The following is a 14,397-nucleotide window of genomic DNA, read 5'->3' on the forward strand; positions in this document are numbered from 1 at the left end:
CGCGCCAAATGGTCATATGCAATTTAAAGGTAAAAGAAGCATGGAAAAGACACCACTGGAACAATTTAAACAAGACATTACTGACCGTGTCAGTCAATACCCTGAAAACAAGCCCTTACAATCTGCTTCACAGGAATTTTTTAATCAGATTGGTATTGGAAAGGCCGATTACTTTTATAATTTTACCTGGCTCGGAGTGCCCGTAATTCAAACGCCTCAGGATTTATATGCTTTGCAAGAGATGATTTGGAAAGTCAAACCTGATCTGATTATCGAAACAGGTATTGCCTGGGGAGGGACACTAATCCACAGCGCATCCATGCTGGCGCTTCTGGAAGGATGTGATGAAATAGATAAAGGCCATGTGTTGGGAATAGATATTGAAATCAGACCACACAATAAAGCCGTTTTGACCAATCATCCATTAAGTAAAAAAATTACTATGCTTGAAGGGTCCAGCATTGATGAGGACATCATTGCTCAGGTAAAAGATTTTGCAAAAGACTACAAAAGAATTCTGGTTTGTCTGGACAGTAATCACACACATGATCATGTACTGGCTGAACTTGAGGCATATGCACCATTAGTCAGTCGGGGAAGTTATTGCATGGTAGCAGATACAATAATAGAAGATTCCCCTGATCATATGTCTTCAAAACGTCCCTGGGGTAAGGGGAATAATCCCAAAACGGCTGTTTGGAGCTACCTGAAAAAACTCCAAACGGAAGTGATTACCGCAGCTGATGGTGAAAGACTTTCATTTGAAATGGATAAAGAATTAGAGCACAAGTTGGTGTTGACGTTATCACCAGATGGTTATCTGTTTAGAAAGTAGACGCTCATTAGAAAACATAGATACCACCCAGGAAAAAACAATGACAACGATTAAGCAGGACGGAACATTAACGATCGGCATCACCAGCTATAATTATGGTCGTTATATTGCTGATGCCATTGAGTCAGTTATCAATCAGACTTCACCTCATTGGAAGTTAATGATTTATGACAATGGTTCAACTGACAATACCTTTGAGGTGGTTGAGCCATACCTGAAAGATCCTCGTGTGTCGTTGTTTGTTCATGAAAAGAACATCGGGGCATCAGCAAATAGTCTTTATGCGATAAGACATGCTGATAGCCAGTACTTTTCATTTTTACAGGCCGATGACTTCCTCGAACATACTTTTGTTGAAGATGCACTTTTTCAGTTTAAAAATCATCCAGAATCCCCTTTTGTTTTTTTCAACTGGCAGCAATACATAGAGCAAACAAAGACCAGGCACGGTCATAACCGTTCCCCCTTCTCGTCAGATCGTTCAGGTCCTACGTACATCGGACCGTTTCTTACAGTGTTTAATTTTGTTCCTCTACACATGGCGGCATTCAGAACGGAATGCTTGCAATATGGCTATGAGGCTGTCGCTGCATCACCTTTAAAGCAAGTGCTTGAGCAATTTCTACTGAAACTGCTGGAGGATGTCTATGGTATTGGATGCTATACCGGCACTATCGGTGGGGTATGGCGTCGTCATGATGAGCAAATTACGACGTTGCACATGCAGAACTATGTCGCTTATCTGGAAGAGCCGGTTGAACGGCAATGGTATATCAAACAATCACCCAGCCCGAACTATATAAAAGTCTTTATGGCACTTGCCACGACCATATACAGACTTACTCCTGGGAGCCTATTAAGCACCGCTGAATGGATGACCCATACCGAGGGGCAGCGTTATGCTGAAGGTTTTGGTGTGCCAGTTGATGAAAAGAGAGAGCAGATTAAACGAGTGGTACTCGTTGTCGTACTTAAAGTGACGACATATTGTTCGATGACTCTTTATGAGATTAGTGAATTAATCAGCTGGATAAAATCGTTAGGTCATGAGTTTACAGAAACCTCGCTTAAACAGTTATTGCTAGAAATTATGTCAACGGAAGGAGAGGCGTTAATTAACCTTTCTGAAATTGAGCAGATCTGCCAATTTTGTTTTAAGCAGGCACTACCTCAACAAATTAACCCTAGAACTGAAGTGATGAATGAGTTGATATTCAGTCAACTTTTTCCAATACAAAAACAAACGGGCATGCCTTTATTGACAATAGCGCAGTCAATGCTGGACAAAAAGAAAGATCTTTTCACCTCTTTTGAAGACAGAGAACTTTTTTTAATTTCGGTATGTAAAGCCGCTTTTGATGCAATTAAGCAGCTTTGTAAAAATGCCATCAACCACGATGATGAAGCTGAAATTAAACATTTACGAAGTGTTCTGCTTGATCACAAACGAATTGATCAACATAAAACACTGGCACTTCAACTGCGAGCAGAAATTTCTGAATGGCAACTGGATAAGGACTATCAACGTTGGATAAATAATCACGCTTTATTGGAAATTGACGCTCAGCTTCATGCTGAAAGAATGATGGGCTGGTCAATGCAGCCAAAATTTCATTTGTATATGTTTATGTTTGAAGGCGAGCAAACACTTTTAGCAAATACCATTGATTCGCTGTCAAAACAGTTCTATCACAATTGGAGGCTAACTGTAATTGCTGATAGGCCAGCACCAGATGCCATGTTTGAGGAATTGGGTGTTTTAGAATGGATAAGTTTCCCAGACGGGCAGGACCCATACAGTTTTCTGAATCATGTGATAATGCAGCAGCCGGATGGCTGGACAATGTTTGTTCCGGCTGGTGTTCAGTTTGAAGCGCATACCTTTTTGAGTTTGGGTGATTATATTGAGCAATACCCGCAGCAAAAAATATTCTACACAGATGATGATTTGGTTTCGGTAGATGGGGTAAGGCACTCCCCACGGTTTAAGCCAGACTTTAGTCTGGATATGTTGAGAAGTACAGACTACATTGGTGTGGTGCTCTGTGAGACTAGCCTCTTCAAAAGTCTGGGCGGTTTTGACATGCTTCCGGCACATGAAAATTATGGTCTGACATTAAAAGCATTTGAATTATCAGGCCCGACAGCGATAGGTCATATCAGTGATGTATTGCTTCATCTTCCAGAATCCATTCAAGGCCAAGCTAACCAACCGACTATGATGATGGCTGTAGAGCAACATTTACAGCGCTTGGGAGTCAAGGCTTACCTCGAACCAGGACTTGTTCAAAATAGTGTTCGGGTTGAATATGAATGGCCTTCATTACCGTTGGTATCTATCATTATTCCTACAAAGGATAAGATAGAATTTCTACGACCTTGTATTGACTCGTTACTGCAGAAAACAACTTATTCAAACTATGAACTGATTATTGTCGACAACCAAAGTGAAGATCCGGACATTCAGGACTACTTTGCTATGCTTAAAGAGCATCATGGTGAAAAGATCAGTGTGCTCAAATACCCTCATCCATTTAACTACGCGGCAATCAGTAACCTCGCAGCAAAGGCATCTAAAGGCGATTATCTACTCTTTTTAAATAACGATACGGAAGTATTGCATGCCGAATGGTTAGAGAGAATGATCCGCCATGCACAACGGCCGGAAGTCGGTATTGTTGGGGCTCGCCTGGTGTTTCCAGAGACCCGTGTAGTACAGCACGCAGGGGTTGTTCTTGGCATGGACACCATTGCAGATCATCTTTTCTGGAATGTTTTGGACATCCAGGAACCTGGTTATATGGATCGCGCACATTTGGATCAAAATTTTTCAGCAGTAACGGCTGCATGTTTAGTGATTCGAAAATCATTATACGAAGACGTCGGTGGAATGGATGAGGAAAACCTGACCGTTTACTACAATGATGTTGATTTATGTCTAAAGGTCCGGGAAAAAGAATATTTAGTAACGTGGACCCCCTTTGCTGTATTAGTGCATCACGGAAGTGTCAGTCAGAAAAGTGAATTTGCATCAAGAGCTGACGAGACGACCCAGAGGATCATGAATGAAAGATCATTTATGCTGAAAAAATGGTTGCCCCAGTTAGCGAATGATCCTTTCTATAACCGGAATCTGAGTTTGTCTTCCAGAGAAATGCAAATTGAAGCGCAAATGCCGACTAACTGGGATACTAATTTTCATGACAGAGAACGGATTCTCGGGTTGCCATTACCGGGGGGGAGTGGTGATTACAGGGTGATTCAACCATTCAGTGCTCTTAGTCATGCCGCTTTGGCACAATGTGAATTTTATCGTTTTAATCAAAATATTCCCAAGCCTATAGCCATTTCCGAATATGCTCGAATTGCTCCGGATTCCGTATTGTTCCATGCAGCGCTAAATGATCTTCAATTAAAGCAACTTGAACAACTAAAAGAATTTATGCCCGATGTGTTCCGCATATATAGTATTGATGACTTATTAACTAATGTTCCAGAGCAAAGTCCGGCTGCTAAAGAAATAAAGCGTCACTTTGCTGACGCTAAATCGAGAATGCGCCGTGCCTTGGAACGCTGTGATCGTTTAATCGTATCAACACAACCTCTGGCAGAACTTTGTTTGGGAATGATTGACGATATAAGGGTGGTTCCAAATCGGTTACCGAAAGAACCATGGCTATCCGTTACTTCATTATCAAACCAAAGCGATAAGCCCCGAGTGGGCTGGGCTGGCGCTCAGCAACATCAGGGGGATCTTGCGATTATGTGTGAGGTTGTCAAAGCCACGGCGGATGAAGTGGACTGGATATTTATGGGGATGTGTCCAGAAGATGTTAAGCCTTATGTGCATGAGTATCATGATTTTGTCCCCATTGCCGATTACCCGGCAAAACTTGCCAGCTTGAATCTGGATCTGGCGGTTGCACCATTGGAAATCCATCCGTTTAATGAATCGAAAAGTAATCTTCGTTTATTGGAATATGGTGTTCTCGGCTGGCCTGTCATCTGTACAGATATTTATCCATATCGGACTAATAACCCACCGGTTATTTATGTGCAAAATCAGGTAGATGAGTGGGTAGCGGCAATCCGGCAAATATTGGCCGACAAAGCGGCATTAGTTGATGCCGGATCAGCATTAAAGGCTTGGGTGCTGGAGCACTATATGCTGGAAGATCATTTGGATGAGTGGTTAAGTGCGTTGGCAAGAGATTGATGATTATTTTAAAGGGCCTGATTGGCCCTTTATTTTATTGGGTTTAGACATATTGCATTGAAAAGATAAAGATTATTGGCACGAACACTGCTTAGTTGATTTTATACCTGTTCGGAACGCCGGCAGGTTCTGAATAGAATCGCTCAATTAGGGAGAGTGTTATGGCACTAATCGTCAATAGTAATCTGGCATCTTTGAATGCTCAGCGTAACCTGAGCACTTCACAAAATGATCTGAATACAGCTTTACAGCGTTTATCCTCTGGTTTGCGAGTTAACAGCGCCAAAGATGATGCTGCGGGTCTTTTTGTGGCTCAACAACTTACTCGAGATATACGGGGAACCAATCAAGCCGTTCGAAATGCGGCAGATGGTATTTCTTTGGGACAGACAGCCGAGGGTGCGTTGGGTCAGGTTGCCAACAACCTGCAGCGAATTCGTGAAATTGCTATACAGGCATCAAACGCCACAGTGGGTGATCGCAGCGGTTTACAAAAAGAAGTCGATCAGTTGACTCAGGAAATTTCGCGTATCGTTCAAACCACTGAGTTTAGTGGAACGAAACTGCTCAGTGGGGCAACTTCTCTGGTCTTCCAGGTGGGTGCGAGTGGTTCAACAAATAATCAGGTCACTTTAGATACGGTTAATATTACTGGTATTGGTGGTTATTCTCTTGATCTCACTGCAACTGGTACGGTTAACGTGAGTGATGCCGCAAATGCTTCTGCTGCATTATCAGGGCTATCAACTGATATTGATACAGTTAACCAGACACGTGCAACCTATGGTGCTTTGCAGAACCGGTTTGAAGCAGTCATTTCTAATCTACAGAACTATGCCGAGAATTTGACGGCTGCGCGTAGCCGGATTGAAGATGCCGATTTTGCCGCCGAAACCGCCAGATTGACAAGGGCGCAAATACTGCAGCAGGCTGGTACATCGATTCTGGCTCAGGCAAACAGTCTGCCACAAAGTGCATTAACCTTGTTACAGGGCTAAGTTTGAAGAGTTCAAATCTTCCGGAAAAATACGCTATTGCTGTCTATCGGTTTTTTTGAAAAAAAGATTAAAGAAAAATAATCGCTGGTCGCTAAACATTTCGGAGGCGGTAAATACTGGGTTTTCCACAGTCTGTCCGCCATGTTTAGTGGGGCAAAATGCCCTTAAAAGCCTAGGAGAATTCTCATGGCGCTTATTGTAAACTCGAATCTGGCATCTTTAAATGCACAGCGTAATCTTGAAGCATCACAAGGCAGTCTGAATCAATCACTGCAACGTTTATCATCTGGCCTGCGTATTAACAGCGCCAAAGATGATGCGGCAGGTCTGTTCATTGCTGAACAGCTGACTCGTGATATCCGTGGTACTAACCAGGCTGTCCGTAACGCCTCTGATGGTATTTCTCTCGGCCAAACCGCTGAGGGTGCATTAGGTGAAATTGGTAATAACTTACAGCGTATCCGTGAACTGGCTGTGCAATCAGCTAACGCCACTACTGGTAACCGTACCGGTATTCAGGCGGAGGTTGATCAGTTAACTCAGGAGATCTCACGTATCATTCAGACCACTGAATTTGCGGGTAATGGTCTGCTAAGTGCGGCAACTTCATTGACCTTCCAGGTCGGTGCCAGCGGTGCAGCATCTAACCAACTTTCAGTCTCAACCGTTACTATGACAGCTATAGCGGGTTACAATGCCAGCCTGACAGCTACTGGTACTGTTAATGTGTTAAGTGCTGCGAGTTCATCTGCTGCACTTTCCGCGTTGGGCGCAGCATTAGATACCGTTAACCAATCACGTGCTACATACGGTGCGCTGCAAAATCGTTTTGAAGCGGTTATTTCAAATCTTCAAAACTATGCAGAAAACTTAACTGCGGCACGTAGCCGTATCCAAGATGCTGACTTTGCTGCTGAAACAGCTAACCTGACTCGTTCGCAAATATTGCAACAGGCTGGTGTTTCAATCCTGGCGCAGGCGAATACCCTGCCTCAGACAGCACTTTCATTGCTCGGATAAGTGATTGGGTAGACCTCCCGGCTGATGGCCGGGTGGTCAAACCCGATACTCTTGGAGGATGAAGGGATGACTACATACGATTTAACAGTTAAAACTGATTCGTTGTCATTACAAACTTCAGGCAATATTCAGCAGGACAGCAATGTACCTGCTGAAGTTGTTTCTGAGGTTGTAACAACGAAAGGGATTAATCCATTGTCTCAGCCCAATTCGCTTTCCAATCAATTGGAGGCGACGGAAGAGCAACTAGCGGCGATACAGGACCGTGTTGTCGAGCTAAACAGCTACATGCAAAATCTAAATCGTTCCTTAAAGTTTTCGGTAGATGATCAAAGTGGCGAAACTGTTATTAGGGTAATTGATTCGGAGACGGATGAACTTATTAGGCAGATCCCTGCTGAAGAGTTATTAGTCGTTCGTAGCTCTTTAGAAGAATACCGCGGCATGCTATTGGAAATGAAAGTTTGATTGGCCTGTAATTTGCTTAAAATTACAAACTAATCGGGAGCGTTATCATGGCTACAATTCAAGCACCAGGCATAGGGTCTGGCCTAGATGTGAACGACATTGTTACCAAGTTGATGGAGATTGAGCGTCAGCCAATCGACAACTTAACAACGAAAAAGTCATTTGTTAATGCCCAGATAAGCGCTTATGGCTCGCTGAAAAGTAAAGTATCTGATTTCCAGACCGCGATGTCCAATCTTAACTCACCTGAGAAATTTCAAGTCTATCAGGCTACCAGCGGAAGTGAATCTGTTTTTACCAGTTCGGTTTCAAGTGGGGCTGTTGCGGGAAACTATAATATTGAAGTGGTGAATCTGGCAGAAAGGGACAAAATTGCCACTAAAGCCTATACCGACTCCAGTACAGTTGTTGGAGAAGGTACGCTCAACATCAGTATTGGTGCGGATAGTTTCGAACTGACTATTGATGGAACCAATAACACGCTTGCCGGTATCCGGGATGCTATAAATAACGCTACTGACAACACTGGTGTCTCCGCAACGATTGTTACCGGTGATGATGGTGCACGTTTGGTTCTCTCTTCTGAAGAAACCGGGACGGATAATGCGTTACGGATAAGTGTTACAGATAGTGATGGTGGCAATACTGATGAAACCGGCCTATCTGCTTTAGCCTATAACCCAGAAGGTGGTGTGGAATTTAGGGCGGCCATTTCTTCAGCACAAAATGCCCTTGTTCGTATTGATGGTTTTAATGTTAGTAGTAGCACCAATACAATTACTGGTGCTGTTGATGGTATTACTATCAATGCAGCTTCTATTGGTACAACAACGTTAAGTGTGACGCGGGATGATGAAAAAATTCTCGAATCTGTTGAAGCCTTTGCAACTGCTTTCAATGCTTTGCGAACAGAAATTAATAATCAACGCAGTGGACAACTGGAGGCTGATAGCACGCTTTTGTCTTTAGAACGGCAGGTTTTTGATGTTTTAAATGCCGGCTCATCAATTGACGGTTCATCATTTAGTTATTTGATTGAGGCAGGTGTTTCGATTGATAAAAACGGCGTTATGGGTGTCGATTCTGATCGTATCAATGACATTATGAATACTGATTTTGAATCTTTTACCAATTTATTTGCTTCAGAGAATGGTGGTTTTGCTGCAAAACTGTCAAACCTTGCCAATGGCTGGTTAGAAACTAATGGTCTGATTGATTCCCGTGAAGACGGTCTGAAGACTCAGGTCGAGGGAATAGATGACCAAATTTTAAGAATGGAAGATCGGCTGATTTCTGTAGAGGCCAGAATCCGAGCTCAATTTACGGCACTTGATACACTGGTTAGCAGTCTCAATAATACGTCGAGCTTTTTAACACAACAATTAGCTTCATTGAATAAGAATAATTAACACAGAGCGAAATTAGGATGATGCAAAACATGATCAATAAAAAAGCACTGGAAGGTTATGGTCGGGGAGCCGTAGAGTCAGAAGTAAACTTTGCCTCCCCGCATCGTATTATTCAGATGTTAATGGAAGGGGCGTTATCTAAAATTGCTACCGCCAGAGGCTGTATCGCTCGAAACGATATTGCTGAAAAGAGTCGTCAGATTACCTGGGGTATGAATATTATCCAAGGTCTGCGAACCAGTCTTGATGCTCAAAAAGGTGGTGAAGTTGCCGCTAATCTGGACGCCTTGTATGAATATATGGGCCGACGTTTGCTTGAAGCAAATGTTAGTAATGATGTGGCAATTCTGGATGAAGTCAGCAGTCTTTTAATGGAAGTGAAAGCGGGTTGGGATAATATTCCGGCCGATTATCACTAATTATTCATGACCGATTCAAACGATAAACTCAACTCCTTGCGCCAAGCGGTGCAACTTACTCAAAGCATGCTGGCTATGGCTCAGCAGAAACAATGGAATGATCTGCCAGAAATTGAGAATAAAAGGCGAATACTGTTGCAGTCCATATTCCCTTTAGATGAAGATTCTCCAGAAATTGAAAGCCAGTCGACAGTGTTACAAACGCTTATCGACACCAACAATGAACTGATTGCGCATTGCCAGGAAGGAAAACAATCCCTACAACTCCAAATGCGTGATGCAAAATTCACCCATAAAGCCGTAACTGCTTATCAATCCAATTAGTTAGCGCGCTTGTTTCTGCAAAAGTTCCCAATTACAGTGTCATTTTTTTGACAACGAACTGTAAAGTGCTTAACTTGAATTAACTAAATCCATACAGTAATACCGACAGGTTCGGAAAGAGCTTGCCTTCAGGAGCAGTTATGAATGCGTGTAATATCTTGGTGATAGATATTGACCCACAACGCCGAGAAACACTTTCCACGCTTATTGCGTTCGTAAATTGCCACGCTATTGTGGTGAATGACATGGAAAACTGGTTTGAAAGCGTTAATGATTTGAATGATATCGCTTTAGCGCTGGTTGGAGATTGTGGTGGCGTCAGCCCGACAAAACAGTTATTGCGTGAGCTTGTCAATCATGAAGCTAGGATTCCGGTGTTTACGCTGGATTACCCTGAGGCATTAATCAAAGAATTTCCCGGTGCCATAGGCACCTTAAATTACCCTATCAAATACCTGCAGTTAAACAATGCATTACAACAAGCCTCGGTATACAGGAACCAGGCTGATAATAAAGCAGAAAACGAACCATTATTTCGTTCGCTGGTGGGCAACAGTACCAGGATGAAACGGGTTCAGAAAATGATACAGCAGGTCTCAGATTCAGAGGCCAATGTATTGATTCTGGGGGAATCTGGAACTGGTAAAGAAGTGGTTGCCCGCAACCTGCACTATTTTTCTTCACGTCGTGATAAACCGTTTGTACCGGTAAACTGCGGTGCCATTCCCGGCGAACTTCTTGAAAGCGAATTATTTGGGCATGAAAAGGGGGCGTTTACTGGCGCGATAACGTCACGTAAGGGACGCTTTGAAATGGCCGAAGGTGGAACACTATTTCTTGATGAAATTGGTGATATGCCACTGCCAATGCAGGTTAAGTTATTAAGAGTTTTACAGGAAAGAACCTTTGAGCGCGTAGGCAGTAATAAAACCCAAAAAGCCAATGTCAGAGTGATTGCTGCAACTCACCGAAATCTCGAAATCCATATAGGTGATGGCCGCTTTAGAGAAGACCTGTTTTACCGTTTAAATGTTTTCCCTATTGAGATGCCAGCCTTGCGGGAGCGACCTGAAGATATTCCGTTATTAATTCATGAGCTCATACAGCGAATAGAACATGAGAATCGGGGAGCTGTGCGTTTTACCCCTACCGCCATTGCATCCTTATGCCGCTATACCTGGCCCGGCAATGTTCGTGAGCTGGCAAATGTGGTGGAAAGACTCGTCATTTTATATCCGTATGGCACGGTAGACTTTGATGATCTGCCAGAGAAATACCAGATTGATGGTGAACCATTACCGGAAGTTATTACTTCGGCAATTGCTTCACAGCCATTACCATCAGCCGCCCTCAAAGTTTCATCTGCAGCTAATGGCAGCGATGCTTCAGCTTTAGTGAATGGTTTACAACGATCTGATGAAACATTGATTGGTATCGATAGCATCCCTGAAGATGGATTGGATTTAAGAGAACATCTGGCCAATCTGGAATATCTGCTCATTAAACAGGCTCTTGATGAAGCGGCAGGGGTTGTTGCTCACGCTGCCAGCAGATTAAAAATGCGTCGAACAACCTTAGTTGAAAAGATGCGTAAATACGGTATTCAACGGGATATTGAAATTAGCTGAAATAAGCGCCTGAAATTTGACTCCGAAATAAATTTATTTAAATTAACTCATTGAAAAATAAGCGATAAAAAACAGGGCATATATTTTGCAGAACCACTAACGGAAACCTTTTAGTGGAGCAAAATTAAATGAACCTCAAATGGCCTGAATCTTCACCTCACATTGAAACTACCATTGCGTCAAAGACAATGCAGCCAACAAAGCGCAATGTAATTGATATCGCTGAACATCAGCCTTTGTGGACTCCACCGGTAAATTCAAATAAAACATCCGCCTCAGAGAGTCGCATTGCTGATCGTCTGAGCAGTTTACTTGCTGTCATCCCTGGCGGTGTCGTGGTTATTGATGGAATGGGAGTCGTTCAGGATTGTAACCAGGTAGCTGTTAATTTATTAGGCGAGCCATTAACAGGGCAACGCTGGATTGATGTCATCAAGCGGGCGTTCAAACCCAGAGAAGATGATGGTCATGATGTTTCTCTGGCAGATGGTCGATTGGTACATATTTCAACCAGCCCGCTGGATAAAGAGCCTGGCCAGATTATCCTTCTGCAGGAAGTTACCGAGACTCGTCAGTTACAACGTAAGGTTGCGCATCTGCAACGATTATCAGCTATGGGTGAAATGGCGGCACGTCTGGCGCATCAAATTCGTACACCTTTATCATCAGCCACTTTATATCTGGCTCCTCTTCTCAAGCCTGAGACTGAACAAACTACCCAGCTAAAATTTGCCCGTCGTTTACATGACAGTCTGAGCCATATGGAACAGCTGGTTCGCAACATGCTGGCATTTTCACGGGGCGATATGAATAGCACTGCGCCGGTAAGTGTAAATGCATTAATTGATGAACTGGTGCAGCAATTTGTGGCACAACCGGAAAGTGAATTGCTCAATGTTCAGGTGATTAATCTGGTTAATGATGGCTATATTTATGGTTGTCAGCCAGCCTTGGTCAGTGCACTGAATAATTTACTGAACAATGCTCGCCAGGCCTGTGGCGAAACTGGAAAAATAACCATTCATGCTGATTACGCAGAAGAAGGCCAACAAAAGTTTATTGAAATCAGTATTGAAGATAATGGTGCGGGTATCGCCGAAGCTGATTACGACAAGATCCTGCAGCCTTTCTATACCACTCGTTCTTCAGGAACCGGGTTAGGACTCGCCGTGGTGCAGTCTGTTGCCAGAGCCCACAAAGGTATGCTCTGGCTGGATAGCGAGCAGGGAGTAGGCAGCACATTTTGTCTGCGTCTACCTGTTTACCGTCCATCTAATACCTCTCAGGAGCAAATGCAAGCAGGAGTGAAATCATGAATCAGTCGATGATTATGGTAGTGGAAGATGATGCCAATTTACGTACCGCTTTATGCGACACGCTGGAACTTGCCGGCTATAAGGTGACATCGACCGATCACGGGCAGAAGGCCCTGGATAAACTTGCCAACGAACCGATTGGCTTATTGCTCAGTGATTTACAGATGCAACCGATGGATGGCCATACATTATTGAAAAAAGCCCGGGCAATGTTGCCTTCATTACCTGTTGTTCTGATGACGGCTTATGGTTCTGTACAAAGTGCGGTAGAAGCCATGCATGAAGGGGCTTGTGACTACTTGATGAAACCGTTTGAAGCTGATGATTTGTTACAGCGGATACAACGCTACGTGCGAATACTGCCAGCCAGTGATGACATGGTCGCTGCTGCCAAATCGTCAGTTGATTTGCAGGCACTGGCCAGACGTGTTGCTGATACTGACGCCACGGTTTTGATAAATGGTGAAAGTGGCACAGGTAAAGAGGTGCTGGCACGCTTTATTCATCGGCATTCGCCTCGCAAGGATGGTCCTTTCATCGCTATTAACTGTGCAGCTATTCCGGAGTCCATGCTTGAGGCTACTCTGTTTGGTTACGAAAAAGGCGCTTTTACCGGTGCTGCTCAAGCCTACGCAGGTAAGTTTGAACAGGCTAATCAAGGCACAATTTTGCTGGATGAAATTACCGAGATGGATATTTCATTGCAGGCCAAATTACTGCGGGTATTGCAGGAGCGCGAAGTAGAGCGCCTGGGAGGCAGAAAAACTCTCTCCCTTGATGTTCGTGTACTGGCGACCACCAACCGCACTTTACGGGAGGAGGTAAAGGCCGGCCGTTTCCGCGAAGATTTATTTTACCGATTAAATGTTTTTCCCTTGCAGCTATTGCCTTTGAGAGAAAGACCTCAGGATATCGTGCCACTTGCCGAGCAGTTGCTTGAACGTCACTGTCAGCACGGTGGAAGGGTCGCACCGCATTTCGACAGTGAAGCACAAAGAAAATTGTCGCAACACAGCTGGCCGGGAAATGTTCGGGAACTCGATAATGTTCTGCAACGTGCGTTAATTTTACAAACTGGCTCAATAATTAACGCCGATGATTTGGCATATGAAGCCATGTCGGGATCTCAGCAACCCCCATATGAGGTACCCCAGGAAACTGTTACAGAGCATGCTGAGGCTATTAACCCTGTCGATAATGCAGATGATTTACGCAGTCACGAACAGCGTCATATTCTCGACATTCTTGCAAAACACCGTGGCAGCCGTCGTGAGACTGCAAAAGAATTAGGTATCAGTGAACGCACCTTACGCTACAAAATCTCACGTTTTCGTGAACAGGGCATTGCCATCCCCGGAAAATTTGGCAAGAAGTCTGCATAAACAAATCAGCCCACCAAGCAATACAAAGTGAGAAGAGAAACATGATAAAAGCAATTGATCCTAACCAGTTACTGACACAGATGCGGGCCATGCAAAGTCAGGCTAATCAGGCTATGCCAATGCCAGCTGAGCAGAATTTATCCAGTGGCAGGGTTGATTTTGGTGATCTGATGAAAAACGCTGTGGATAAAGTAAATGAAACACAACAAACAGCAGGTCAGTTAAGAACGGCTTTCGAGCTTGGTGATCCAAATGTTAATTTAACTGATGTCATGATTGCCTCCCAAAAATCCAGTGTGGCATTCGATGCAACGGTCCAGGTCCGCAATAAGCTGATTGAGGCTTATCAGGAAGTCATGAGAATGTCGATTTAATGGCGTTG

The 14,397-nt window shown here is 43.8% G+C and carries 12 protein-coding genes; all 12 read left to right on the forward strand.

The annotated features are described in order from the left end of the window. Positions 1 to 16: 16 nt before the first annotated feature. The 12 genes from B3M51_RS10650 to fliE all read left to right on the forward strand — a co-directional run bounded on the left by B3M51_RS10650 (position 17) and on the right by fliE (position 14,389). On the forward strand, positions 17 to 835 hold the full coding sequence (locus B3M51_RS10650) for a cephalosporin hydroxylase family protein (protein WP_292759081.1): 819 nt from the start codon (positions 17 to 19) through the stop codon (positions 833 to 835). 40 nt (positions 836 to 875) lie between these two features. After that, entirely contained in the window at positions 876 to 5,051 is a 4,176-nt protein-coding gene (locus tag B3M51_RS10655; RefSeq protein ID WP_292759084.1) for a glycosyltransferase, read from the forward strand. Positions 5,052 to 5,212: 161 nt separating this feature from the next. After that, on the forward strand, positions 5,213 to 6,049 hold the full coding sequence (locus B3M51_RS10660) for a flagellin (protein WP_292479214.1): 837 nt from the start codon (positions 5,213 to 5,215) through the stop codon (positions 6,047 to 6,049). Between the two features lie 186 nt (positions 6,050 to 6,235). Beyond that, complete coding sequence (locus B3M51_RS10665) at positions 6,236 to 7,069, forward strand: flagellin (protein ID WP_292479215.1); 834 nt, start codon at positions 6,236 to 6,238, stop codon at positions 7,067 to 7,069. Positions 7,070 to 7,135: 66 nt separating this feature from the next. Then, the gene (locus tag B3M51_RS10670) at positions 7,136 to 7,537 is read left to right on the forward strand and encodes a flagellar protein FlaG (RefSeq protein WP_292479216.1); all 402 of its coding nucleotides are present in this window, start codon (positions 7,136 to 7,138) and stop codon (positions 7,535 to 7,537) included. Between the two features lie 47 nt (positions 7,538 to 7,584). After that, complete coding sequence (gene fliD, locus B3M51_RS10675) at positions 7,585 to 8,946, forward strand: flagellar filament capping protein FliD (RefSeq protein ID WP_292479217.1); 1,362 nt, start codon at positions 7,585 to 7,587, stop codon at positions 8,944 to 8,946. Positions 8,947 to 8,975: 29 nt separating this feature from the next. Continuing rightward, positions 8,976 to 9,365, forward strand: a complete 390-nt coding sequence (fliS, locus tag B3M51_RS10680) for a flagellar export chaperone FliS (protein WP_292479219.1) — start codon at positions 8,976 to 8,978, stop codon at positions 9,363 to 9,365. Between the two features lie 6 nt (positions 9,366 to 9,371). Beyond that, a complete protein-coding gene (locus B3M51_RS10685) occupies positions 9,372 to 9,689 on the forward strand; it encodes a flagellar protein FliT (RefSeq protein ID WP_292479220.1) in 318 nt (105 codons plus the stop codon). 140 nt (positions 9,690 to 9,829) lie between these two features. Then, complete coding sequence (locus tag B3M51_RS10690) at positions 9,830 to 11,317, forward strand: sigma-54 dependent transcriptional regulator (protein WP_292479221.1); 1,488 nt, start codon at positions 9,830 to 9,832, stop codon at positions 11,315 to 11,317. A 128-nt stretch (positions 11,318 to 11,445) separates the two neighbouring features. Beyond that, complete coding sequence (locus B3M51_RS10695) at positions 11,446 to 12,633, forward strand: sensor histidine kinase (RefSeq protein ID WP_292759090.1); 1,188 nt, start codon at positions 11,446 to 11,448, stop codon at positions 12,631 to 12,633. Then, entirely contained in the window at positions 12,630 to 14,015 is a 1,386-nt protein-coding gene (locus B3M51_RS10700; protein ID WP_292759093.1) for a sigma-54-dependent transcriptional regulator, read from the forward strand. Before B3M51_RS10695 ends, B3M51_RS10700 begins: the two co-directional genes overlap by 4 nt. A 41-nt stretch (positions 14,016 to 14,056) precedes the next feature. Beyond that, positions 14,057 to 14,389 (forward strand): flagellar hook-basal body complex protein FliE, encoded by a 333-nt coding sequence (gene fliE / locus B3M51_RS10705; protein ID WP_292479224.1) that lies wholly within the window; start codon positions 14,057 to 14,059, stop codon positions 14,387 to 14,389. Positions 14,390 to 14,397 lie beyond the last annotated feature (8 nt).

This window comes from Methylophaga sp. UBA2689 (assembly GCA_002354555.1).
Taxonomy (GTDB): Bacteria; Pseudomonadota; Gammaproteobacteria; order Nitrosococcales; family Methylophagaceae; genus Methylophaga.

What these genes read in the sequence shown, in the direction of transcription:
- B3M51_RS10650 (WP_292759081.1), top strand. Translation starts at nt 17, where the DNA reads ATGCAATTTAAAGGTAAAAGAAGCATGGAAAAGACACCACTGGAACAA.
- B3M51_RS10655 (WP_292759084.1), top strand. Translation starts at nt 876, where the DNA reads ATGACAACGATTAAGCAGGACGGAACATTAACGATCGGCATCACCAGC.
- B3M51_RS10660 (WP_292479214.1), top strand. Translation starts at nt 5,213, where the DNA reads ATGGCACTAATCGTCAATAGTAATCTGGCATCTTTGAATGCTCAGCGT.
- B3M51_RS10665 (WP_292479215.1), top strand. Translation starts at nt 6,236, where the DNA reads ATGGCGCTTATTGTAAACTCGAATCTGGCATCTTTAAATGCACAGCGT.
- B3M51_RS10670 (WP_292479216.1), top strand. Translation starts at nt 7,136, where the DNA reads ATGACTACATACGATTTAACAGTTAAAACTGATTCGTTGTCATTACAA.
- fliD (WP_292479217.1), top strand. Translation starts at nt 7,585, where the DNA reads ATGGCTACAATTCAAGCACCAGGCATAGGGTCTGGCCTAGATGTGAAC.
- fliS (WP_292479219.1), top strand. Translation starts at nt 8,976, where the DNA reads ATGATCAATAAAAAAGCACTGGAAGGTTATGGTCGGGGAGCCGTAGAG.
- B3M51_RS10685 (WP_292479220.1), top strand. Translation starts at nt 9,372, where the DNA reads ATGACCGATTCAAACGATAAACTCAACTCCTTGCGCCAAGCGGTGCAA.
- B3M51_RS10690 (WP_292479221.1), top strand. Translation starts at nt 9,830, where the DNA reads ATGAATGCGTGTAATATCTTGGTGATAGATATTGACCCACAACGCCGA.
- B3M51_RS10695 (WP_292759090.1), top strand. Translation starts at nt 11,446, where the DNA reads ATGAACCTCAAATGGCCTGAATCTTCACCTCACATTGAAACTACCATT.
- B3M51_RS10700 (WP_292759093.1), top strand. Translation starts at nt 12,630, where the DNA reads ATGAATCAGTCGATGATTATGGTAGTGGAAGATGATGCCAATTTACGT.
- fliE (WP_292479224.1), top strand. Translation starts at nt 14,057, where the DNA reads ATGATAAAAGCAATTGATCCTAACCAGTTACTGACACAGATGCGGGCC.